This window comes from Acidovorax benzenivorans (genome assembly GCF_028680575.1).
GTDB lineage: Bacteria > Pseudomonadota > Gammaproteobacteria > Burkholderiales > Burkholderiaceae_C > Acidovorax > Acidovorax benzenivorans.
Genome location: NZ_JAPCKI010000001.1, coordinates 719,847 through 741,996, shown reverse-complemented (window position 1 = coordinate 741,996; position 22,150 = coordinate 719,847). Strand labels below are relative to the sequence as shown.

The following is a 22,150-nucleotide window of genomic DNA, read 5'->3' as shown; positions in this document are numbered from 1 at the left end:
TAAACTTTCTTCATCCACCGTTTCAGCAATCCACAGCAGCACAAAGCACCACCACAAACCGCCCCATCAACCTGATCACTTGCGCTCTCAGGTCTCAGTAGCGAAGCCCTCGACTATAGCACGGTTTGTACAGGCAGCAGGGGAAACCCGAGGACTTTATCCGCACCCGCTCAACCTCCCACCAATCCCGCAACCCCAGCCTCCAAAGCATCTATGAACAGATACGCCACGTCGCACCCGGTCTGGTCGAAGATCTCCTGGAAGCAGGTCGGGCTGGTGACATTGATCTCGGTGACGCAGTCGCCGATCACATCCACCCCAGCCAGCAGCAGGCCGCGCGACTGCAGTACCGGGCCGAGCGCCTCTCCAATCTCACGATCCCGCGCAGACAGGGGGCGAGCTACACCCTTGCCGCCAGCGGCCAAGTTGCCCCGCACTTCGCTGCCCTGGGGAATGCGCGCCAGGCAGAACGGCACAGGCTTGCCGCCAATGATGAGAACCCGCTTATCTCCCTCAACGATCTCGGGCAAGAACTTTTGCACCATCACGCTCTGCGCGCCGTGGCGGTTGAGGGTTTCGGTGATGCTGCCAAGGTTGAGGCCATCCGGCCCCACGCGGAAGATACCCATGCCTCCCATGCCATCCAGGGGCTTGAGGATGATGTCCTGATGCTCCGCATGGAAGCGGCGAATGTCTTCCGCATCCCGCGTGACCAGCGTCGGCCCGATGAACTGCGGAAACTCCATGATGGCCAGCTTTTCCGGATGATCTCGCAAAGCGCTGGGTTTGTTGAATACCCGGGCGCCGTCGCGCTCAGCCTGTTCCAGCAGATGGGTGGCGTAAAAGTACTCGCTGTCAAACGGAGGATCTTTACGCATGAGCACCGCGTCAAAATCTGCCAACGCCGCACTGCGCTGCGGCTGAGCCTCGTACCAGTGGGTCGCATCACCCGTGAGGCGGATGTCCTGCACCCGGGCGGTGACCTTGCTGCCGCGCTGCCAGGTGATGTGCTGCGGTTCGCACACCGTGAGGGCGTGGCCGCGCCGCTGCGCCTCGCGCATCATGGCAAATGTGGTGTCTTTGTAGATCTTGAAGCTTTGCAGCGGGTCGGCGATGAAGAGCAGTTTCATGGTGTCAGATCAAAGAGAGAGGGAGCCAGTGGCCCAGGCAGCCGGGACGCGCTATGCGCCGCTGGCCCGCGAACGCCTGTACTGTTGCACAAATAACGCAATGCTGCCGGCCGCCACGCCCCAGAACGCCGACCCGACCCCAGCGACCACCACTCCGCTGAGAGTGACCAGGAAGGTGATAAGCGCGGCCTCCCGGTGCGATTCATCCCGCAGCGCCGCCGCCAGGCCGTTGCCGATGGTTCCGAGGAGTGCCAGCCCCGCGATGGCCACCACCAGCTCTTTAGGAAAGGCTGTCAGCAGCCCAGTGATGACAGCGCCAAACAGGCCAATTCCCACATAGATAGCGCCACACGCCACAGCGGCCGTGTAACGTCGGCTGCGGTCCGCGTGTGCCTCCGGCCCCATGCACATGGCGGCGGTGATGGCGCTGAAGTTGAGCGCGAATGCGCCAAAGGGCGCTAGCACCAGGGTCGCCAGACCTGTGAGCGTGATGAGCCTGGAGATCGGCAGGTCGTAGCCCGAGGCCCGGATCACCGCCACACCGGGCAAGTTCTGCGACGCCATGGTGACCACAAACAAGGGGATCGCCAGACTGATAGCTGCCGCCACACTGAATTGGGGCGGGGTGAACATCGGCATGGCCAGCTCCAGTTGCACGGCAGACCAGGCCATCTGCCCCTGGACGGCCACAAACGCCACCGCTACTGCGAGGGTGATGACCACCGCATACCGCGCTGCCAGACGGCGGCTGACCAGATACACCATCAACATCAGCAGCACCAACGGCAGCGCGGTCTGGGCTGCCGCAAACGCCTGCAGGCCAAAGCGGGCCAACACCCCGGCCAGCAGGGCTGCGGCGATTTCCATGGGAATACGGTTCATCACGCGCTCAAACCAGCCGGTGACGCCCGCCAGGGTGATGAGCAATGCACTGAGCATGAAGGCACCGATGGCCTCGCCCATGCTGAAGCCACCCGCCAATCCGGCCGTTGCCAGCACGGCGGCACCCGGTGTGGACCAGGCCACCATGACGGGCTGGCGCAGGATCAGCGAAGGCACCAGCGAACACAGCCCCATGCCCAGCCCCAACGCCCACATCCAGGAGGTGATCTGCGCAGGCATCGCGCCAAACGCCTGGGCGGCCTGGAACACGATGGCCACCGAACTGGTGAAGCCCACCAGCACGGCCACGAAGCCAGCCACCGCCGTCGAAAGGCTCAGGTCTTTGAAAAATTGCATGGGCGCGATTCTGTCACCGCGCGCGCCGAGCACTTAGGCAGACCTCCCGTCAACCCCAATCACTACACTATTGATAGCAGCTTAGGCAATTGACACTAGCGCCACCAGGCCAAAACGCCCCAATCCGGGCCCACGCTTGCGGGGTGCCCGGCGAGCGCCCCAGCGGTCAGATCTCGATCTTGGAACCCAGCTCGACCACAGCGTTGTTGGGCAGATGCAGGAAGTCGGCCGCACCGCTGGCGTTGTGGTGCATCTGGGCAAACAGCTTTTCGCGCCAGGGCGCCATGCCGCTGCCGATGGTGGGAATGACGGTGTCCCGCGACAGGAAATAGCTGGTGGTCATGGGCTCCAGTTCACAGCCGCGCCCCCGCAGCAACTCTAGCGCGCGAGGCAGGTCCGGGTCGTTCTTGAAGCCGTAGTGCACCACCACCTGCCAGCAATCGTGCCCCAGCGGCTCCACCTGCAGCCGCTTGTCCAGGCCAATCCAGGGCGTCTCATGGTTGTGCACCGTGACAAACAGGTTTTGCTGATGCAGGACCTTGTTGTGCTTGAGGTTGTGCAGCAAGGCGTTGGGCACAGCACCGGTTTCGGCGGTCAGAAAGACGGCGGTACCGTCCACCCGCATGGGTGGGCTGATGAAGATCGACTCCAGGAAATCCTTGAGGTCAATGGCATCGGCGCGCAGCTTGTCGTTGAGCAGGCGGCGCCCTTCCTTCCAGGTCATCATGAGCGAGAACACGATGCCGCCGATCATCAGCGGGAACCAGCCGCCCTGGAACAGCTTGAGCAGGTTGGAGGCGAAGAACGCCAGGTCCACCACAAAGAAGCAGCCCGTGGCGGCAATGCACAGCGCCAGCGGATACCGCCAGCCGTAACGGATCACGAAGAAGGTCAGCGTGGTGGTGATCAGCATGTCCAGCGTCACCGCGATGCCGTAGGCCGCCGCGAGGTTGCTCGACGAGCGAAACATCACCACCGCCAGCACGATGGCCACGAACAGCCCCCAGTTGACCAGCGGCATGTAGATCTGGCCTGTGTCGCGCACGCTGGTGTGCTGAATGTTCAGGCGCGGCAGGTAGCCGAGCTGGATGACCTGCTTGGTCACACTGAAGGCGCCCGTGATGAGAGCCTGCGACGCAATCACCGTGGCCATGGTGGCCAGTATCACCAAGGGGACCAGTGCCCAGTCCGGCGCCATCATGTAGAACGGGTTCTTGACAGCCTCCGGCTCGGCCAGCAGCAGCGCGCCCTGGCCAAAGTAATTGAGGGTGAGTGCCGGCATAGCCACGCCAAACCAGGCCAGGCGAATCGGGCGCTTGCCGAAGTGGCCCAGGTCGGCATACAAGGCCTCCGCCCCCGTCACGCACAGCACCACCGCGCCCAAAATGATGAAGCTGATGCCAGGGTTGGCCCACATGAAGCCCAGCGCGTGGTGCGGGCTCAGAGCCCACAGGATTTCGGGGTGGCCCACGATGTGCGACAAGCCCAGCAGCGCAATGCAGGCGAACCACACCAGCGTAATGGGGCCAAAAAACTTGCCGATGCCGCTGGTGCCACGCTTTTGCACGGCAAACAGGCAAAACAGCACCACCAGCGTGATCGGGATCACATAGTGCTTGAACTGATCGGACACCACCTCCAGCCCCTCGACCGCCGACAGCACCGAGATGGCCGGGGTGATGACGCCGTCACCATAGAACAGCGAGGTGCCAAAAATACCGACACCCAGCAAAACGCTGCGCAGCTGGGGTTTGTCTTTGACGGCCTGCGAGGCCAAGGCCAGCATGGCAATGAGCCCGCCTTCGCCGTGGTTGTCGGCGCGCAGCACCAGCACCACGTACTTCAGGGACACGATGACCGTGAGGGTCCAGAAAAAGATGGAGAGGATGCCGTAGATGTTGGCGGGCGTAAAAGGCACATGGCCGGAGCCGAACACCTCCTTGACGGCATACAGCACGCTGGTGCCGATATCGCCATACACAACACCGATGGCGCCCAGCGTGAGCGCTGCGAGCGATGACTTGGAGCTTTGCACTGACCACCCCCGGGCGCGCGGCCAGACGGGGTTCCGTTACTTTTGGGAACGCTATTGTGCGCCTAGTCCCATCAAGCGTTTGGAGGCGAAACCCCATGTTGCAACGCAACAACTTGCCCTTGGCAACCGGGCGCAGACATGGCATGCCGAGCGGTGCGCTCACCCCACGGGCCGATTACACGGGTCAATCCAGGGCTCCGCAAACCCGAACAAGCCCACGCCGCAAAGTCGCGCAATGGCTCAGCGGCCCACCGGGTTGAGGGCAATCCGCGCGACAGAACTGGCGCCGCATTGCACCGCCTGGGCGGTGTTGAATGGTGACGCGCCCTAGTCGCCCTAGTCGTACACCTCGGCGTCGGGGTTGGTCGCCTCCAGTTCGTAGCTGGCCGCCAGCATCGCCAGCCGGGCCACCACGCCGTACATATAGAAGCGGTTGGGCGCGCTCACCCCTGGGCGCACGCCGGGCTGGGGCATGTGGGTGCTGTGCTCAAAGGCCAGCGGCACAAAGCTCGCGCCAGGGGCGTTGAGGTTTTCGTCCACGCCGCGCTCGGCATGCATGCGGTAAAAGCCCCCGACCACATAGCGGTCCATCATGTAGACCACCGGCTCGGCCACGGCGTCGTTCACGCGCTCTTGCGTCAGCACCCCTTCCTGGATGATGACTTCGCTCACCGGCTGGCCGTCCTTGATGACCGCCATCTTGTTGCGTGTCTTGCGGTTGACGGCATCCAGCTCCTTGGCGTCGCGCACGGTCATGATGCCCATGCCGTAGGTGCCGTTGTTGGCCTTGACGATCACGAAAGGCTTTTCGTTGATGCCGTATTCCTTGTACTTGCGGCGCACCTTGGTCAGCAGCGCATCCACACTGGTCTGCAACTGGTCCATGCCGGTGCCTTCGGTAAAGTCCACCTCGCCACACTGGCTGTACATGGGGTTGACCAGCCAGGGGTCGATGCCCAGCATCTTGCCAAAGCGCTTGGCCACCTCTTCGTAGTTCTTGAAGTGGGTGCTCTTCTTGCGCACGCTCCAGCCTGCGTGCAGCGGGGGCAGCAGGTACTGCTCGTGAATGTCTTCCAAGATGCCCGGCGGCCCGGCAGAGAGGTCGTTGTTCAGCAGAATGGTGCAGGGGTCAAAGTCCTTGAGGCCCAGGCGGCGCTTGGTGCGCACCACGGGTTCCAGCGTCACGGTGTCACCGTTGGGCAGCTCGATCAGCGTGGACTTCTTGATTTCGGGGCTGATGGAGCCCACGCGCACGTTGAGGCCTGCCATGTTGAAGATACGCTGCAACTGCACCACGTTGGACAGGTAGAACGTGTTGCGCGAATGGTTCTCCGGGATGATCAGCAGGTTGCGCGCTTCGGGGCAGATCTTCTCGATGGCAGCCATGGCGGCCTGCACGGCCAGAGGCAGCATCTCCTTGGTCAGGTTGTTCCAGCCGCCAGGAAACAGGTTGGTGTCCACCGGCGCGAGCTTGAAGCCGGCATTGCGGATGTCCACCGACGTGTAAAACGGCGGCGTGTGCTCCATCCACTCCAGCCGGAACCAGCGTTCGATGGCGGGCATCGAGTCGAGAATGCGCTGTTCGAGTTCGTTGATCGGCCCCGTGAGGGCCGTGATGAGATGCGGAACCATGGAAAGCCCTCGGGAAGCGATTGCGATGAATTGTAGGATGTGGGGTCAGGCCGGGATTTCGCAAGTCAACGCCTTTGCGGCAGCCGCCATGCCGACTATCGGCGCCAGAACGCCGGGGTGAGCAAGGCCATGAAGCTCAGAATCTCCAGCCGCCCCAGCAGCATGGCCAGCGTGCACACCCACACCTGAAAGTCCGTCAATACGGCGTAGTTGGAGGCGGGCCCCACGCTGCCCAGCCCCGGGCCCATGCAATTGACGCTGGCAATCACGGCCGAGAACGCCGTCACCGGGTCCAGGTCGGTCAGCAACAGCACCATGCTCAGGCCAATGATGGTGGCGCCGTACACCAGCATGAAGGCCAGCACCGAAAAGATCACCCGGTTGTCCACCACCGCATCGCCCAGCCGTACGGGCTGCACGGCGCGGGGGTGCACCAGGCGGTTTATCTCACGCCGCGCCTGCTTGAGCAGGATGAGCATGCGGACCATCTTGATGCCACACCCGGTGGAGCCCGCACTGGTGGCCACACCCGACAGCAGCAACATGAACACCGGCGCAAACACGGGCCAGCTCAGGTAGTCCACCGTGGCATAGCCGGTGGTGGTGGCAATCGACACCAGGTTGAACATGCCGTAGCGCAGCGCATCAAGCGGTGCATACACACCTTTCACCCACAACAGCGCGGACACCAACAGCCCCCCGCCCACCAGCGTGAACAAGGTGGCGCGCAGTTCGGGGTCGCCCCAGAACCCCTGCCAGTGGCCTTTGCGGATGGCCACAAAATACAGCGCAAAGTTGCAGCTGGCCACCAGCATGAAGCCCACGGCAATGGCTTCGAGCAAGGGCGACTGATAAAACCCGAAGCTCGCATCGTGCGGGGACAGTCCGCCCAGGCTCACGGTGGAGAACATGTACATCAGCGCGTTCACCGGGTCCATGCCCCCAGCCCAGTAGGCCAGCGCACAGGCGGCAGAAAACAGCGCATACACCCCCCACAGCCCCTTGGCGGTTTCGGTCATGCGCGGGGTGAGCTTGGCGTCCTTCACCGGACCCGCCGCCTCGGCCTTGAACAGCTGACTGCCACCCACGCCCAGCAAGGGCAACACCGCCACAGCCAGGATCAGAATGCCCATGCCACCTACCCACTGCAGAAATGTGCGCCACACATTCATGGACACGGGCAATGCATCAAGCCCGGTGAGCACCGTGGACCCGGTGGTGGTCAGGCCCGACACCGCCTCGAAGTAGGCATGGGTGAACGACATGGGCCGCCCGATCTCATGGGTGGCCAGCATCAGCGGCAGGGCGGCAAACAGCGGCAGCAGCACCCACACCAGGGTCACCAGCATCACGCCGTGGCGTGGCTGCAGCTCGCGGCGGAACAGCCGCAGCGTCCACCACAGGCCACAGCCCACGGCCAGGGTCGCCGCCATGGCCACCGGGTAGATGTGCCACACCCCATCGCGCCCAAACCACGACACCGCCAGCGGCAGCCCCATGGTCAGCGCAAAGATCATGATCAGGATACCCAGCACCCGCAGCACGGGAAACATGTCCGTCATGATGAACGCCTGTTATCCAGCACACCACCCGCCGCCCGCAGCGCCTGATACTGGCGCGGCCAAGGCGAGGGCAGCCGCGCAAGGGCCGCTCCACCGCTCTGGCTGCGTCCCCCTGCCCGCATTGCGCAGCAATGCGAGAGCGGGGGGAAGGCGCGAAGCGACTCAGGGGGGTGCATCAAAAGTACGTCGCACTGACGCGGAAGAGCTTTTCCACGTCGCGCACCAGCCGCTTGTTGGGCAGGAAGAACACCACATGGTCGTTGCTCTCGATCACCGTCGCGCTGCGCGGAATGATGACCTCGGGCTCGCGCAGGACTGCGCCGCCTGAGGCATCCGGCAGCCCGCGCACGATCAGGCCCATGTGCACATCGTGCGGCAACTGCAACGCGCTGACCTCGCGGCCCACCACGCGCGAACTTTTGCGGTCGCCACGCGCCACGATCTCCAGCGCCTCGGCCACACCCCGGCGCAGGCTGTGCACTGCCTGCACATCGCCCTGGCGCACATAGGCCAGCAGCTCGCCCAGCATGGCCTGCGCGGGCGACAGCGCAATGTCGATCTGCGTGCCATGCATCAGGTCGGCGTAGCTGCGCCGGTTGATGAGCGCCAGCACCCGCTTGGCCCCCATGCGCTTGGCCAGCAAGCAGGACATGATGTTGTCCTCGTCGTCATCGGTGAGCGCCAGGAACAGGTCCACCTCTTCAACGCCCTCATCGCCCAGCAGGTCTTCGTCGGTGGTGTCGCCTTGCAGCACCAGCACGTCAGACGGCAGGGCCGAGGCCAGCTCCACGCAGCGGTCCGCATGGTCTTCGATGATCTTGATGTGAAAGCGCCCACTCGCCTGGCTGAGCTGCCGGGCCAGCCGCAGGCCCACACGGCCACCGCCCGCAATCATGATGCGGCGCACGGGCTGGGACTGCTGGGATGCCGGGCGGTGCAAGGCGGCCAGCACTTTCGCGATGTGTTCATGCGCGGCCAGGACAAACACCTCGTCCCCCGGCTCGATGCGCGTGCTGCCATCGCAGGCGATGAACCGGTCGGGCTCGTCCGGGAACCGCCGGTAGATCGCCACCATGCGCACGGCCAGCTCCGGCGCACTCTCGCGCAGCGCCCCGATGGTGTGCCCCACCATGGGCGCCCCCACACGGGCCCGCACCGACACCAGGCAGGCGCGGCCCCCCGCAAATTCGCGCACCTGCATGGCCTCGGGGTATTCGATGAGCTTGCCGATGTAGCGGGTCAGGGACTCTTCGGGGCAGATGATGCGGTCCACGCCAAAGCCCTCGGGGCCGGTCAGCCGCTCATCCAGCGTGAATCCGTTGGAACGCACCCGCGCGATGCGCTTGGGGATGTTGAACACCAGTTGCGCCACCTTGCAACACACCAGGTTGGTCTCGTCCTGTGCAGCACAGGCGATCAGCAGATCGGTGTCCTCGGCGCCCGCCTCGGCCAACACGGCCGGTTCGATGCCATTGCCCACCACACCGCGCAGGTCAAAGCGCGACTCCAGGTCGCGCAGGCGGGCGGCATCGGTGTCGATGACAGTGATGTCGTTGCGCTCCGACACCAGGCTGTCCGCCACGCTCTGGCCTACGCGGCCGGCGCCGAGGATGATGATTTTCATGTGGAATATGCCGCAAGCGCTAGTGAAACATACGCTAACAGCTATTGATTCAGGAGCACATCAACCCCGCACCTCACCCTCGCCCAGCACCACGTACTTGAGTGAGGTCAGCCCCTCGATGCCCACCGGCCCGCGCGCATGGAACTTGTCGGTGCTGATGCCGATTTCGGCGCCCAGGCCGTACTCGAAGCCATCGGCAAACCGCGTGCTTGCGTTCACCATCACGCTGGCCGAATCCACCTCGCGCAGAAAACGCTGGGCGTGCACGTGGTTGGTGGTCAGGATGGCGTCGGTGTGGTGGCTGGAATAGTGGTTGATATGGGCGATGGCCTCGTCCACACCGGCCACGACCTTCACGCTGATGATCGGTGCCAGGTACTCCTCGCTCCAGTCCTGTTCGGTGGCGGGCACCAGGTTAGCACCTTGCACCGACTGCAGGATGGCCAGCGACTCGGGGCAGCCGCGCATCTCCACGCCCTTGGCGGCATACACCGCGCCAATTTTGGGCAAGAACTCTGCTGCCACACCACGCGCCACCAGCAGGCCTTCGCTCGCGTTGCAGGGGCTGTACTTGTTGGTCTTGGCGTTGTCGGCCACCTTGACGGCCATGGCGATGTCGCAGGGGTCGTCCACATAGGTGTGGCAGTTGCCGTCCAAGTGCTTGATGACGGGCACCTTGGCGTCGCGGCTGATGCGCTCGATCAGGCCTTTGCCGCCGCGCGGGATGATCACGTCCACAAACTGCGGCATGGTGATGAGCTTGCCCACGGCCTCGCGGTCGGTGGTCTGCACCAGTTGCACCGCGTCTTGCGGCAGACCGGCCTCGGCCAGCGCCAGTTGCACGATCTTGGCCAGCGCCTTGTTGGAATCGATGGCCTCGGAGCCGCCACGCAAGATGCAGGCATTGCCGCTCTTGATGCTGAGGCTGGCCGCCTCGATGGTCACGTTGGGGCGGCTCTCGTAAATCATGCCGAACACGCCGATCGGCACGCGCATCTGGCCCACGCGGATGCCGCTGGGCTGCTGCTTCAAACCCAGGATCTCGCCAATGATGTCGGGCATGGCGGCCAGCTGTTCGCAGCCTTCGGCACAGGTCTCCAGCACCTTGGGGCTGAGCTTCAAGCGGTCCACCATGGGCTCGGCCAGCCCGGCGGCGCGGGCGCGTTCCAGGTCGCGGGCGTTGTCGATCTGCAGCGCATCCACGTTCTCGCGCAGCAGCCGCGCCAGCGCCTTGAGCGCTTTGTTTTTGATAGCTGCAGGCGCTTTGGCCATCAGCGCAGAGGCCGTTTTGGCCTGGAGACCGAGAGAATGCGTGTATTCAGCGACGTGGAGGGCGTTCATCCAGCGATTTTGCCGCAGATGGCTTTACCCTTGCGGCCTTGCCCCACTCGCATCCCCCAGGCCATGACCACCACCGCCTCCGCCCAGCTCGCCACCCTGACCGAAGCCCTGCAGGCCTTTGAACGCGGCGACCACACCGCCGCCACCCTGAGCACCCTGGCCCGCCAGCAGACGGCCCTGCTCGCCGCCCTGCCCCCGCGCTATGGCAAGGTGCTGCTGAACCTGCTGGACCGGCTGGAATCGAGCGCGCTGTTTTCGGAGGAAAGCTGCTCGTTCAGCCAGAAGGATCTGGTGGCGAATTTGCAGATGTGGGTGGAGAAGGCGCGAGGGGTTTTGGGACAGCGGTGACTCCGATCATCAGACCCAATAGCCTGTCACGGCTGTCGCTCCACACGCACTTCCTCTACGAACAGCCCCAGGAAGGAACTACGGCCACGCACCGAAACCGTATCTCCAGCTTTTGGCAATTCGCCCACCGAACGGCCTTCAATGCATATGCGCGCAGAAGTCCCGTCAATAACCAGCGCCGCATGCTGGTCGCACTTCCCGTACTTGGGCTTTGCCACCTCGACGGAAAGAACTTTCGCCTGCCGAGCCGGTGCATCTGCGCCCACCATCCAACCCGCCAAGGCAGACCATCCGTAGGGTGACAGCAGCACCAAAAAGGAACACGCCAGCACCATGGCTGGAAACACGAAGATCCAACGTACGCCCCAGGAGGGAAAGCGGCCAGCAAGAGTGTTCTGTTGCCTTTCGATGCGGAACAGGAGAAAACCGAAGATCGGCACCGCCAAAGCCAAGAGCATGGGAAATACCCGCTGGTAGGCTCCGCCAAACGAAGGGATAAAGTAGGTCCCCACAGCAATTTCAAGCACCCCGCCCGCCAAAGCGAGCAAGAACAGGGAAGCTACATACAGCTTCCACCGAGGCTCCCGGCACTGGCGGCCCATTGCGGGCGCACTGGAGAGTTGTTGCACGACCTGCTGACCGAGCTGATCAGAAATCTCTCGCAACCGCGCATCAATCTGCGCCTTGACCCTTTCATCCAGCTGTCCTTGGCACTCAAGCTGTATTCCCTGCTGGAAAACTTTGGCCATGTCGGCCTCGGCGCGCGCGAAGGGGCTGTGGTCTGCCGAGGTCTTGGGCTCCTGGAAGTCGCTCAACGCATTGATCGATTTTTTTCTCTCCGTGTGCAGAGCCTGCCAAAAAACCCAGTAGACGCACGGGGCCAGCAGCGCGAGCCCCACAAACCGCTCGGGCCCCACCCGCACAAACACAAGCCAGCCACACAGCCCCAACAAAGCTACGCCTACGGCGAGCAGCACCGCGCGTTCGACAACCTCCCAGCGCTCCATCACCCACGCCTTTCATACAAGGCCACAGGCCACAGCCGATGGACCCACGAAGGGCAATAAACCGCAGAGCACAGTCTGGACGGTTCTCGGGCGCTCATCACCTACCGCACCGCCTGCGTCAACCGGCACAACTGAAACGCCAACCGATGCAGCGCCTGCCAGCCGTCCTGCGGCCAGTCGGGCTGCTTGAGGCCTTTGACGATGCCATCGACCGTGTGGGCAGACTGCAGCAGGCGCGCCAGGGCCGCATCGCTGGCCTTGGGCAGGATGCGTTCAAACAGCCGCTCCTTGGGGCCCCAGATGCGGTTTTCGCGCAGGGCCATGGGCAGGGGGCGGCCCGCGTTCATGGCGTCTTTCACGCGTTTCAAGGCACGGATGTCTTCGGCCAGGGCCCAGTGCACCAGCACTTCGGCCTCGCCCTCGGCCTGCAGGCCGTCGAGCATGCGCTGCACGCGGGCCGTCTGCCCGGCCAGCACCGATTCAGACAGCTTGAACACGTCGTAGCGCGCCACGTTGAGCACGGCGGCTTCGACCTGGGCTTGGGTCAGTTCACCCGCCGGGTGCAACAAAGCCAGTTTCTGGATTTCCTGGTGCGCGGCCAGCAGGTTGCCTTCCACGCGGTCGGCAAAAAACTGCAGCGTGCGCTGGCCTTCCTCGCCCGCCACCACGCGCTGGTCCTGCGCGGCCAGGCGCTGGGCAATCCACTGCGGCAACATGCCGCGCTCGATGGGGTCGATCTGGATAGACGTGCCGTTGCCCTCCAGCGCGGCAAACCAGGCGCCGGTTTTGGTGGCTTTATCGAGGCGCGGCAGCATGACGATGGTGAGTGTGCTGTCGTTGCCCCGGGCCGATTCGGCCACATGCTGCAAGGCCACGCTGCCATCTTTACCGGGCTTGCCCGAGGGGATGCGGATCTCGACGATCTGCTTGTCGGCAAACAGGCTCAGGGAACCACCGGCCGCCAGCACCGCACTCCAGTCGAAATGGGCGCCAGCCACGGTGTAGCTGCTGCGCTCGGTGTAGCCCTGGGCGCGGGCCGTGGCGCGAATGGCGTCGGCGGCCTCCTGCTGCAGCAAGGGTTCGTCGCCATGCAGGACATAAAGCGGCGACAAGGCCCGTTGAAGATGCTGAGAGAGTTGGGCCAGGGCGACTTGCATGCGGCAAAGTTTATCGCCTGGCCAGGCTAGCCACTGCGCACATTGCCAGCAAATGCCCTCACAGTGCACAAGAGAGACCACGAACTGATCAGCCAAGGCGCTATTCATTGGCGTCCAAAGCTCCGAGAATTCCCCGGGGTGCGTGCACGCGCCCGCACCGACATCGACTGCCTTTCCAGAAAGCCCCCACACCATGCCCCCCACCGCCTTGCGCAGCGCCCAGCCCACCAGCCTGATCGGCGCCCCCACCGACATCGGCGCAGGCGCGCGCGGCGCGTCCATGGGGCCCGAGGCCCTGCGTGTGGCAGGCCTGCAGGCAGCGCTGGAGTCGCACGGGCTGCAGGTGTTTGACCGGGGCAACCTCAGCGGCCCCGCCAACCCTTGGCAGCCGCCCTTGGACGGCTACCGCCACCTGCCCGAGGTGGTGGAGTGGAACCAGCGCGTGTTCGACGCCGTGTATGCCGAGCTGCAACTGGGCCACCTGCCCATCCTGCTGGGCGGGGACCACTGCCTGGGCCTGGGCAGCATCAGCGCCGTGGCCCGCCATTGCGCGGAGGTGGGCAAGAAGCTGCGGGTGTTGTGGCTGGATGCCCATGCCGACTTCAACACCAGTGCACTCACGCCCAGCGGCAATGTGCATGGCATGCCCGTGGCCTGCCTGTGCGGGTTTGGCCCCGAGGCGCTGACCGGGCTGGCCCGTATGCCGGGCGGCGGCCCGGCGCTGCACCCTTCGCAGATCCGGCAGATCGGCATCCGCAGCGTGGACGCGGGCGAAAAGCGCTTTGTGCACGAGCAGGGCCTGGAGGTGTTCGACATGCGCTACATCGACGAGGTGGGCATGCGCCAGACCATGCAGCAGGCGCTAAGCGGGCTGGATGCCCACACCCATCTGCACGTGAGCTTTGACGTGGACTTTCTGGACCCCGACATCGCACCCGGCGTGGGCACCACGGTGCCCGGTGGCCCCACCTACCGCGAGGCGCAGTTGTGCATGGAGATGATTGCCGACAGCGGGCGCCTGGCCTCGCTGGACATTGTGGAACTCAACCCCGCGCTCGATGTGCGCAACCGCACGGCCGTGCTGGCCGTGGACCTGGTGGAATCGCTGTTTGGCAAGAGCACGTTGATGCGCGTGCCCTCGCACGGCCAGGGCCAGGGCCCGGTGCTGAGCGCCTGACCCGCGCCGAGCGGGCCGAGGAGCCCTAACGCTTGGCCGCTGCGAGTCGGCGCATAAGCTGCTGCACTAGGTCGGTCCGCATGTCGCGGTAGAGCAGCGCCTCTTCGGCCTCCTTGGCCAGCGCAATGGTTTCGTTGTAGCTGATGTCGCGCTGCTGCAGCAGTTCGGTGTCGGGGATCAGCTCCACCCCCGTGGGCGTGCGCAGACGAAACTTGATGCGCAGGCGCAGTTGCAGCTCGCGCACCTGGCCCGACGCATTGAGGCCCACCACCACGCGCTCCTGCTGCTCCTGCAGCAGGTCGAAGATGGCCTCTGCTGTCGGCATGCTGGCCGGGTCGCGCAGCAGCTTGAGCTGGCTGCCCGACCCATCGAGCGTGCGCTGCAGCTCGCGCGCCAGCGGCGAGGTGGCGGGGGCCACAATGTAGAGCGAGCCAAACCCGAACTCCGGCACGCCACGCAGCCGGAATCCGCAGGCAGACAACAGGGCCACGGGGGCCAGGCTGAGCAGGGTGCGTTTGTTCATGGGGTCAGACCACCACGTTCACGAGACGGCCCGGCACCACGATCACGCGCTTGGGCGCCGCACCGGCAGCCTGGGCTGTGAAGGCCTCGCTGGCCAGCGCAATGCGCTCGATCTCAGCCTTGTCGGCCTGGGCGGGCACATGGATGGAGCCACGCAGCTTGCCGTTGACCTGCAGCATGAGTTCGATCTCGTCCTGCACCAGGGCGCCTGCATCCACCTGCGGCCAGGGCGCATCGAGCAGATCGCCCAGCGCACCGGCGTAGCCCAGGCCCGTCCACAGACTGTGGGCGATGTGGGGCGTGGCGGGGTACAGGCAGCGCAGCAGAATGCCAAAGCCTTCGATCAGCGCCACCTGGGCACCGGCCGAGTCGGTGGCCTTGAAGTCTTCGAGCGCGTTGATCATCTTCATCGCGCCCGAGACCACGGTGTTGTACTGCATGCGCTGGTAGTCGTAGTCCACCTGCTTGAGCACGTTGTGGATCTCCAGGCGCAGGGCCTTGGCTTCCTTGCCAAATTCAACATCTTTCAGGCTGCTAGCGCTTGCCACACTTGCGGTAGCAGCTCCCATGTCCATAGCAGACAGCTTGACGCCGAAATTCCACACCCGGCGCAGGAAGCGGTAGCTGCCTTCCACAGCCGCGTCGTTCCACTCCAGCGTGGCTTCGGGCGGGGCGGTGAACATGGTGTACAGGCGGGCCGTGTCGGCGCCGTACTTCTCGATCAGGTCCTGCGGGTCCACGCCGTTGTTCTTGGACTTGGACATGGTGCCCACGCCCTCGTAGTCAATGGGCGTGCCCACGGGCAACAGGCCGTCGCCGCTGGTGGCTTCGTTCTTCAGCTTGGCGCCAATGATCTTGCCGCCTTCGTCCAGCACGTGCTCCACGTCGTGCGGCCAGAAATAGTCCTTGCCGCCCTTGGCGGTGCGACGGCTGTAGATGTGGTTGAGCACCATGCCCTGCGTGAGCAGCTTGGTGAAAGGCTCATCGACCTTGACCAGGCCCAGGTCACGCATGACCTTGGTCCAGAAGCGGGCGTACAGCAGGTGCAGGATGGCGTGTTCAATGCCGCCGATGTATTGGTCCATCGGCATCCAGTAGTCGGCACCGCCCGCCACCATCGCATCGGCGTTCTTGGGGTCGCAATACCGCATGAAGTACCACGAGCTGTCCACAAACGTGTCCATGGTGTCCGTCTCGCGGCGGGCGGGCTTGCCGCACACAGGGCAGATCACGCCCGCGTGAAAACCTTCGTGCTTGTGCAGCGGGTTGCCCGAGCCGTCGGGGATGCAGTCTTGCGGCAGCACCACGGGCAGGTCTTTTTCAGGCACGGGCACAGCGCCGTGTTCTTCGCAGTGGATGATCGGGATCGGCGTGCCCCAGTAGCGCTGGCGGCTCACACCCCAGTCGCGCAGGCGCCAGGTGGTCTTCTTCTCGCCCAGGCCCTTTTGCTCCAGCGCATGGGCCACAGCGTTCACGGCTTCCTTGCAGGAAAGACCACTGAAGCTGTCGGAGTTGATGGTCACGCCGCGTTGCTTGTCGCCGTACCAGTCATTCCACTGGTGGTAGTCAAAGTGCTCGCCATCGACCAGCACCACCTGCTTGATCTCGATACCGTACTTCAGGGCGAACGCGAAGTCGCGCTCGTCGTGGGCAGGCACGCCCATCACGGCACCGTCGCCATAGCCCATCAGCACATAGTTGCCGACCCAGACCTCGACCTTTTCTTCGGTCAGCGGGTGGGTGACGAACAGGCCCGTGGGCACGCCCTTCTTCTCTTGCGTGGCCAGCTCGGCCTCGGTGGTGCCGCCGCTCTTGCACTCTTCGATGAAGGCCTTGAGCGTCGGGTTGGCTTTGGCGGCGTGGGCAGCCAGCGGGTGCTCGGGCGCCACGGCGCAGAAGGTCACGCCCATGATGGTGTCGGCGCGCGTGGTGAACACGTACATCTTGCCGTCGCCAATCAGCGCGCCGTCATCGCCCTGGATGTCGTGCGTGAAGGCAAAGCGCACGCCTTCGCTCTTGCCGATCCAGTTCTCCTGCATCAGCTTCACGCGCTCCGGCCAGCCGGGCAGCTTGTCGCCGGTCACAAAGCCCAGCAGCTCTTCGGCGTAGTCGGTGATCTTGAGGTAGTAGCCAGGGATCTCGCGCTTCTCGACGGTGGCGCCGGTGCGCCAGCCCTTGCCGTCGATGACCTGCTCGTTGGCCAGCACGGTCTGGTCCACTGGGTCCCAGTTCACGACCTGGGTCTTGCGGTAGGCAATGCCCTTGTCCAGCATCTTGAGGAACAGCCACTGGTTCCACTTGTAGTACTCGGGGTCGCAGGTGGCCACCTCGCGGCTCCAGTCGATGGCCAGGCCCATCGCCTGCATCTGCTTCTTCATGTACGCGATGTTTTCGTAGGTCCACTTGGCCGGTGGCACACCGTTTTTGAGCGCCGCGTTTTCGGCGGGGAGGCCGAAGGCATCCCAGCCCATGGGCATCAAGACGTTGTGGCCGTTCATGCGCAGGTAGCGCGTGAGCATGTCGTTGATGGTGTAGTTGCGCACGTGGCCCATGTGCAGCTTGCCGCTGGGGTACGGCAGCATGGAGCAGGCGTAGAACTTCTTCTTGCTCGTGTCTTCCGTCACGCGGTAAGCGTCGGTGGCGGTCCAGTGGTCGTGCGCCGCGCGTTCGACGTCTTGGGGAGAGTATTTGTCTTGCATGGGGGCTCGGGGGTGAGAGAAGAGTGCAGCCGCAGGGCCGCGCTGCAGGGATTTTAGGCGGTCAGGCATCGCCCACGGGCTGCGGCCGCGCAATACGGCAGACCGTGCGGCAATAAGCGGCCCTCGCGCTCAGGCCTACCGCCGCTTCAGGGTGCCTTGGCGGGGGCGGGCGGGGTGCCAGAGGCAGAAGGCTCGGCCACAAATCCGATGCGCTGCAGCCCTGCGAGGTGGGCTGCGCCCATGACCTCGACCACGCGACCGTAAGGTACAGACGCATCAGCGCGCAGCTGCACCTCGGTGTCTGGCCGCTCGGCGCCGACGCTGCGCAGGCGCTCTGCCAGCGCGGCTTGCGACAGGGGCTGGTCATCCAGGTAGACCTGCCCGGAGGCGTCCACCACCAGCGTGACGAACTGCGGTGCTGCACCGGGCGTCGCCCCTTCGGTACGCGGCAGGTCCAGCCGGATGGAGCTGGCCAGCAGCGGTGCCGTGAGGATGAAGATGACCACCAGCACCAGCATCACGTCCACCAGGGGCGTCATGTTGATGTCGCTCATGGGCTGCGGCCCGGTGGTGCGCTCGAGTCGTCCGAAACTCATGCCCCCACGCTCCCCGCTGCGCGTGGTTCGCTGCCTCCCAAGGGGGCTGACCCGCCTTGGGGCGGCCCGGCAGCGGGTCGGCTCGCATTGCTCAGGCCTTCTGCGGTGCCCGCCAAACTCTGGACGGGCGCCGTGTCGATGACCAGCTCGCGCAGATCACGCGCAAACCCTTCCAGGTCGGCCTCGATGCGGCCGATCAGGCGGCCAAACACGTTGTAGGCCAGCACGGCAGGGATCGCCACGGCCAACCCGGCAGCCGTCATGACCAGGGCCTCACCCACGGGGCCGGAGACACGGTCAATGGTGATCTGCCCCGCGCCAGCCATGGCGGTAAGCGCATGGTAGATGCCCCACACCGTGCCCAGCAGCCCCACAAACGGCGCTGTGGAGCCCACCGTGGCCAGCAACACCTGGCCAAACTGCAAGCGCCCCAGCACGTCGTGCAGGGCGTCGCGCAGCACCCGCGTGAGCCGCTGCGACAGGCTACCCGCCGTAGCCAGCGTTGGCTGGGCCACGTCGCCTTCGTGATTTGCTATTGAATTTGCAGCAACCACCAAAGGAAGCACTAGCGCATCGCTGTCAAAAGACTGCAAACGCTGCTGCGCCAGGGCCAGCGAGGGCGCCTGCCAGAAAGCGGCCGTGCAGCGGGCCACATCGACACTGGCGCGCCGCATGAGCCGCAGCTTCCACACCATGACCACCCAGCTCGCCACCGACATGGTCAGCAAGACCAGGGCTGCACTTTGCGTGACGGCATCGCCCTGGCGCCACCAGTGGAGGGCGTCCATACATCAACCCCTTCTCAAGTGGTCAGGGCACCCTGCGTCGCCCAGAGAGGGTAAACCGCATGCGGCCCATGCCAGCGACCGCCGCGCAAAGGCCGCCCCGCCGCGCTGGCGGTGTCCCCCATCCCGAATAGCGCAGCAATTCGAGAGAAGGGGGAAGGCGCAAAGCGCCACAGGGGGTTGCCTCACTTCAAGCCCAGCACGTCGAACATGTCGAACATGCCAGTCTTGTGGGCCGCCAGGAAACGCACGGCACGCAAGGCACCCTGCGCATACGTGGCCCGGCTGGAGGACTTGTGCGTGACCTCGATGCGCTCGCCAATGCCCGCAAACAGCACGGTGTGGTCGCCCACGATGTCGCCACCACGGATGGCAGCAAAACCGATGCTGGAGGGATCACGCTCGCCGGTGACACCTTCACGGGCGTACACGGCGCAGTCCTTGAGGTCACGGCCCAGGGCCTCGGCAATCACCTCACCCATCTTGAGCGCAGTGCCCGAGGGCGCATCGACCTTGTGGCGGTGGTGGGCTTCGATGATCTCGATGTCGTACCCCGTGGCCATGGCCTTGGCGGCCATTTGCAGCAGCTTGAGCGTGACGTTTACACCCACGCTCATGTTGGGCGAGAACATGATGGCGGTGCGCTGTGCGTAGGCGTCGAGTTCGGCTTTTTGCACATCGGTGAAGCCGGTGGTGCCAATGACGGCCTTCACGCCGAGCTGGCTGCATACGGCCAGGTGGGCCAGCGTGCCTTCGGGACGGGTGAAGTCAATGAGCACCTCGGCGTTCTTCAGGCCGCCCGCCACGTCGGCCGTGATGGCCACGCCGCTGGCGTAGCCCAGAAAGGCGGTGGCGTCAGAGCCGATGGCAGGGCTGGCGGCTACGTCCAGTGCACCGGCCAGTACGCAGTCGTCACTGGCGCGAATGGCCTCTATCAGCATGCGCCCCATGCGGCCCGAAGCACCAGCAACGGCCACACGAAGAGGGGATGCAGCGGGGGCCGCTGGCGAAGAAGTCGCGGTCATGAAAAATATCCTGTTCAATGAAAGGGCCGCGAACGCACCAGGCGCGCGGCCAAGCCGCAGGGGTCAGCGCGCAGGCGCTTCGAGCGGCGGGTAACTGGTGGTGGCAGGCAGCGCAGGCGTTGCTGCGGCGGCCGGTGCGGTGCGTTCCTTGACCGGGTATTTGGCCAGTTGCTCCGGCGTGGCATCGAGCACCGGCGCCTTGCCCTTGGCACCGTCGCGCCCACCCAGCGTGGCGACGAATTCGGTTTCGGTCGGCATTTCATCGCCTTCGGAGCGTTCCAGGCCATCGCCTTTGAAGAACACGGTCAGCTTGCGGGTCTGGATCTCTTCGCCAGGGCGTTTGAGCGTGAACACGTACTCCCAGCGGTCCGCATGGAACAGGCTGGTGACCAGGGGCGTCCCGAGAATCTCCCGCACCTGCTGGCGGCTCATGCCAGGCTGCAGGGCTTCGACCTGCTCGCGGGACACGAAGTTGCCCTGCACCACGTCCACCCGGTAGGGCTTGACGATGCTGGCGATGCGGCTGCTGGCACCATCCAGACTGCCGCAACCGGTCAGGGCGGCCATGCTGGCACCGATCAACACAACCAGGCCCAGACGGGCGCTGTAACGGGCTTGGACGGGCATGGGTAAAAGGCCAAAGGATATGATCGTCCCATTGTAGCGGCAGCCCCTCCAGCCCCGGAGGCTGTTGCCCGCCCCCGAAAGAGCCAGCCATGACCAATATCGACGAACTCAAAAGCACGGGACTCAAAGCCACGCTGCCCCGCCTGAAGATTCTGGAGATTTTCCAGAAGGGTGCGCAGCGCCACATGACGGCGGAAGACGTGTTCCGCGTGCTGCTGGAGGAGCGCTCGGACATCGGCCTGGCCACTGTATATCGGGTGCTCACGCAGTTTGAGCAGGCCGGCATCCTGATCCGCAGCAACTTCGAGAGCGGCAAGGCGGTGTACGAGCTCAACGAGGGGCAGCACCACGACCACTTCATCTGCACCTCGTGCGGCAAGGTGGAAGAGTTCTATGACCCCGAGATCGAAAAGAGGCAGCATGCCGTGGCCAAGGCCAAAGGCTGGCTGGTGCAGGACCACACGATGGCCCTCTACGGGCAGTGCGCCGGCTGCGCGAAGAAGGGCTAACCCCCTGAGGCGCTGTGCGCCTTCCCCCAAGGGGGTCGCACCTGGTGGCCCGGTAAAGCCGGTTCCACGGGTGCATTGTTCCTTGATCGCGCCGACTTCAACGGCTTAGGGGGGGAAATCGACCTCCAGCGCTTGCGCATCAAGCGCCAGCAGCTATCAAATACAGAGCAGACTAGCCACCCGTGTCGCGTTCCATTGCGCGGCGATGGCGTTCGACGAACTCCTGGTAGGTGTCGATGCCGCGCAACTGCAGGATGGTGTTGCGCACGGCAGCCTCGACCAGCACGGCGATGTTGCGGCCGGCCACCACCTGGATCACGACCTTGAGCACGGGCACACCCAGCACGTCCTGGGTGAGCGGCTCGTAGGGCAGGCGCTCGTAGTCGCGCTCCAGAGTCTCTTTGCGCACCAGGTGCACGATGAGCTTGAGGCGCATCTTGCGGCGCACGGCCGTCTCGCCAAAGATGGCGCGGATGTCGAGCAGACCAATGCCGCGCACTTCCAGCAGGTTCTGCAGCAGCTCGGGGCACTTGCCTTCGATGGTGGTCTGGTTGATGCGGAACAAATCCACCGCATCGTCAGCCACCAGGCCGTTGCCGCGCGAGATCAGCTCCAGGCCCAGCTCGCTTTTGCCCAAGCCTGATTCGCCGGTGATCATCACGCCCAGGCCCAAGATATCCATGAACACGCCGTGCATGGTGGTGCGATCAGCGAAGTGCTTGGACAGGTAGGCGCGCAGCACGTCGATAACAAACGCCGACGACTCGTGCGTGGAGAACATCGGAATCTGCGCACGTTCGCACATCGACACCAGCGCATCGGGCGCGGTCTGGTTGTCGGCCAGCACCAGCACTGGGGGCTCCAGCGTCACGATGCGGGCAATACGGCGCTTGCAATCGTCGGGGGACGCGTTGCTCAGGTAGGCAATTTCGCGCTCACCCAGAATCTGAACCCTGTAAGGGTGGATGTAGTTGAGGTAGCCAACCAGATCGGCCCCGGACCGCGCGGAGCGCACGGCCACTTCATCAAAACGGCGCTCGGAGGCACCAAGGCCCGCCACCCATTCCCACTTCAGGGGGCCGCGGAATTCCTCGAAAAGGACATCGGCACTGACAACATTGGGCTTCACGGCAGG

19 protein-coding genes are annotated in these 22,150 nt (G+C 64.5%); 3 read left to right on the top strand and 16 right to left on the bottom strand.

From position 1 onward, the window contains the following. Positions 1–170 precede the first annotated feature (170 nt). The 7 genes from gshB to OIN59_RS03410 all read right to left on the bottom strand — a co-directional run bounded on the left by gshB (position 171) and on the right by OIN59_RS03410 (position 10,563). A complete protein-coding gene (gene gshB / locus OIN59_RS03440; protein WP_274107135.1) occupies positions 171–1,130 on the bottom strand; it encodes a glutathione synthase in 960 nt (319 codons plus the stop codon). A gap of 51 nt (positions 1,131–1,181) precedes the next feature. Further along, complete coding sequence (locus OIN59_RS03435; protein WP_274107134.1) at positions 1,182–2,369, bottom strand: benzoate/H(+) symporter BenE family transporter; 1,188 nt, start codon at positions 2,367–2,369, stop codon at positions 1,182–1,184. 166 nt (positions 2,370–2,535) lie between these two features. Continuing rightward, positions 2,536–4,404: a potassium transporter Kup gene (locus OIN59_RS03430; protein ID WP_274107133.1), complete on the bottom strand. Its 1,869-nt coding sequence runs from the start codon at positions 4,402–4,404 to the stop codon at positions 2,536–2,538. Between the two features lie 336 nt (positions 4,405–4,740). Then, positions 4,741–6,036: a glutamate--cysteine ligase gene (gene gshA / locus OIN59_RS03425; RefSeq protein ID WP_274107131.1), complete on the bottom strand. Its 1,296-nt coding sequence runs from the start codon at positions 6,034–6,036 to the stop codon at positions 4,741–4,743. A gap of 95 nt (positions 6,037–6,131) precedes the next feature. Continuing rightward, complete coding sequence (locus OIN59_RS03420) at positions 6,132–7,598, bottom strand: TrkH family potassium uptake protein (protein WP_274107129.1); 1,467 nt, start codon at positions 7,596–7,598, stop codon at positions 6,132–6,134. A 175-nt stretch (positions 7,599–7,773) separates the two neighbouring features. Further along, positions 7,774–9,222 carry a Trk system potassium transporter TrkA gene (trkA, locus tag OIN59_RS03415; protein WP_274107127.1) on the bottom strand — a complete coding sequence of 483 codons (1,449 nt, stop codon included), beginning with the start codon at positions 9,220–9,222 and terminating at the stop codon, positions 7,774–7,776. A 60-nt stretch (positions 9,223–9,282) separates the two neighbouring features. Next, positions 9,283–10,563: a glutamate-5-semialdehyde dehydrogenase gene (locus tag OIN59_RS03410; protein ID WP_274107125.1), complete on the bottom strand. Its 1,281-nt coding sequence runs from the start codon at positions 10,561–10,563 to the stop codon at positions 9,283–9,285. 63 nt (positions 10,564–10,626) lie between these two features. Here OIN59_RS03410 and OIN59_RS03405 point away from each other — a divergent pair, with 63 nt between their 5' ends. Next, positions 10,627–10,911 (top strand): hypothetical protein, encoded by a 285-nt coding sequence (locus OIN59_RS03405; protein WP_274107123.1) that lies wholly within the window; start codon positions 10,627–10,629, stop codon positions 10,909–10,911. A gap of 26 nt (positions 10,912–10,937) precedes the next feature. Here the strand turns inward: OIN59_RS03405 and OIN59_RS03400 are convergent, their stop codons facing one another. Continuing rightward, the gene (locus OIN59_RS03400; protein WP_274107121.1) at positions 10,938–11,918 is read right to left on the bottom strand and encodes a hypothetical protein; all 981 of its coding nucleotides are present in this window, start codon (positions 11,916–11,918) and stop codon (positions 10,938–10,940) included. A gap of 101 nt (positions 11,919–12,019) precedes the next feature. After that, positions 12,020–13,075 carry a DNA polymerase III subunit delta gene (gene holA / locus OIN59_RS03395; protein WP_274107119.1) on the bottom strand — a complete coding sequence of 352 codons (1,056 nt, stop codon included), beginning with the start codon at positions 13,073–13,075 and terminating at the stop codon, positions 12,020–12,022. 193 nt (positions 13,076–13,268) lie between these two features. Here holA and rocF point away from each other — a divergent pair, with 193 nt between their 5' ends. After that, a complete protein-coding gene (gene rocF / locus OIN59_RS03390) occupies positions 13,269–14,252 on the top strand; it encodes an arginase (RefSeq protein WP_274107117.1) in 984 nt (327 codons plus the stop codon). 25 nt (positions 14,253–14,277) lie between these two features. Here the strand turns inward: rocF and OIN59_RS03385 are convergent, their stop codons facing one another. The 6 genes from OIN59_RS03385 to OIN59_RS03360 all read right to left on the bottom strand — a co-directional run bounded on the left by OIN59_RS03385 (position 14,278) and on the right by OIN59_RS03360 (position 20,506). Continuing rightward, positions 14,278–14,775 (bottom strand): LPS-assembly lipoprotein LptE, encoded by a 498-nt coding sequence (locus OIN59_RS03385; protein ID WP_274107115.1) that lies wholly within the window; start codon positions 14,773–14,775, stop codon positions 14,278–14,280. A gap of 4 nt (positions 14,776–14,779) precedes the next feature. Continuing rightward, entirely contained in the window at positions 14,780–17,473 is a 2,694-nt protein-coding gene (gene leuS / locus OIN59_RS03380; protein WP_274107113.1) for a leucine--tRNA ligase, read from the bottom strand. Positions 17,474–17,619: 146 nt separating this feature from the next. Next, on the bottom strand, positions 17,620–18,069 hold the full coding sequence (locus OIN59_RS03375; RefSeq protein ID WP_274107111.1) for an ExbD/TolR family protein: 450 nt from the start codon (positions 18,067–18,069) through the stop codon (positions 17,620–17,622). Beyond that, entirely contained in the window at positions 18,066–18,857 is a 792-nt protein-coding gene (locus OIN59_RS03370; RefSeq protein ID WP_274107109.1) for a MotA/TolQ/ExbB proton channel family protein, read from the bottom strand. Before OIN59_RS03370 ends, OIN59_RS03375 begins: the two co-directional genes overlap by 4 nt. A 182-nt stretch (positions 18,858–19,039) precedes the next feature. Further along, positions 19,040–19,879 (bottom strand): 4-hydroxy-tetrahydrodipicolinate reductase, encoded by an 840-nt coding sequence (gene dapB, locus OIN59_RS03365; protein WP_274107107.1) that lies wholly within the window; start codon positions 19,877–19,879, stop codon positions 19,040–19,042. 63 nt (positions 19,880–19,942) lie between these two features. Then, a complete protein-coding gene (locus tag OIN59_RS03360; RefSeq protein WP_274107105.1) occupies positions 19,943–20,506 on the bottom strand; it encodes an outer membrane protein assembly factor BamE in 564 nt (187 codons plus the stop codon). Between the two features lie 89 nt (positions 20,507–20,595). On the opposite strand from OIN59_RS03360, the gene fur reads away from it, so the two are divergent. After that, entirely contained in the window at positions 20,596–21,015 is a 420-nt protein-coding gene (gene fur, locus OIN59_RS03355; protein WP_274107103.1) for a ferric iron uptake transcriptional regulator, read from the top strand. Between the two features lie 172 nt (positions 21,016–21,187). Here the strand turns inward: fur and hprK are convergent, their stop codons facing one another. After that, on the bottom strand, positions 21,188–22,144 hold the full coding sequence (hprK, locus tag OIN59_RS03350) for an HPr(Ser) kinase/phosphatase (protein ID WP_056068067.1): 957 nt from the start codon (positions 22,142–22,144) through the stop codon (positions 21,188–21,190). Positions 22,145–22,150 lie beyond the last annotated feature (6 nt).

Bases quoted from the DNA above. Each gene is read 5' to 3' on its own strand.
- OIN59_RS03400 (WP_274107121.1), bottom strand. From the start codon at position 11,918: ATGGAGCGCTGGGAGGTTGTCGAACGCGCGGTGCTGCTCGCCGTAGGC.
- gshB (WP_274107135.1), bottom strand. From the start codon at position 1,130: ATGAAACTGCTCTTCATCGCCGACCCGCTGCAAAGCTTCAAGATCTAC.
- OIN59_RS03360 (WP_274107105.1), bottom strand. From the start codon at position 20,506: ATGCCCGTCCAAGCCCGTTACAGCGCCCGTCTGGGCCTGGTTGTGTTG.
- holA (WP_274107119.1), bottom strand. From the start codon at position 13,075: ATGCAAGTCGCCCTGGCCCAACTCTCTCAGCATCTTCAACGGGCCTTG.
- dapB (WP_274107107.1), bottom strand. From the start codon at position 19,879: ATGACCGCGACTTCTTCGCCAGCGGCCCCCGCTGCATCCCCTCTTCGT.
- trkA (WP_274107127.1), bottom strand. From the start codon at position 9,222: ATGAAAATCATCATCCTCGGCGCCGGCCGCGTAGGCCAGAGCGTGGCG.
- OIN59_RS03420 (WP_274107129.1), bottom strand. From the start codon at position 7,598: ATGACGGACATGTTTCCCGTGCTGCGGGTGCTGGGTATCCTGATCATG.
- OIN59_RS03385 (WP_274107115.1), bottom strand. From the start codon at position 14,775: ATGAACAAACGCACCCTGCTCAGCCTGGCCCCCGTGGCCCTGTTGTCT.
- OIN59_RS03435 (WP_274107134.1), bottom strand. From the start codon at position 2,369: ATGCAATTTTTCAAAGACCTGAGCCTTTCGACGGCGGTGGCTGGCTTC.
- OIN59_RS03405 (WP_274107123.1), top strand. From the start codon at position 10,627: ATGACCACCACCGCCTCCGCCCAGCTCGCCACCCTGACCGAAGCCCTG.
- OIN59_RS03410 (WP_274107125.1), bottom strand. From the start codon at position 10,563: ATGAACGCCCTCCACGTCGCTGAATACACGCATTCTCTCGGTCTCCAG.
- gshA (WP_274107131.1), bottom strand. From the start codon at position 6,036: ATGGTTCCGCATCTCATCACGGCCCTCACGGGGCCGATCAACGAACTC.
- rocF (WP_274107117.1), top strand. From the start codon at position 13,269: ATGCCCCCCACCGCCTTGCGCAGCGCCCAGCCCACCAGCCTGATCGGC.
- leuS (WP_274107113.1), bottom strand. From the start codon at position 17,473: ATGCAAGACAAATACTCTCCCCAAGACGTCGAACGCGCGGCGCACGAC.
- OIN59_RS03375 (WP_274107111.1), bottom strand. From the start codon at position 18,069: ATGAGTTTCGGACGACTCGAGCGCACCACCGGGCCGCAGCCCATGAGC.
- fur (WP_274107103.1), top strand. From the start codon at position 20,596: ATGACCAATATCGACGAACTCAAAAGCACGGGACTCAAAGCCACGCTG.
- OIN59_RS03370 (WP_274107109.1), bottom strand. From the start codon at position 18,857: ATGGACGCCCTCCACTGGTGGCGCCAGGGCGATGCCGTCACGCAAAGT.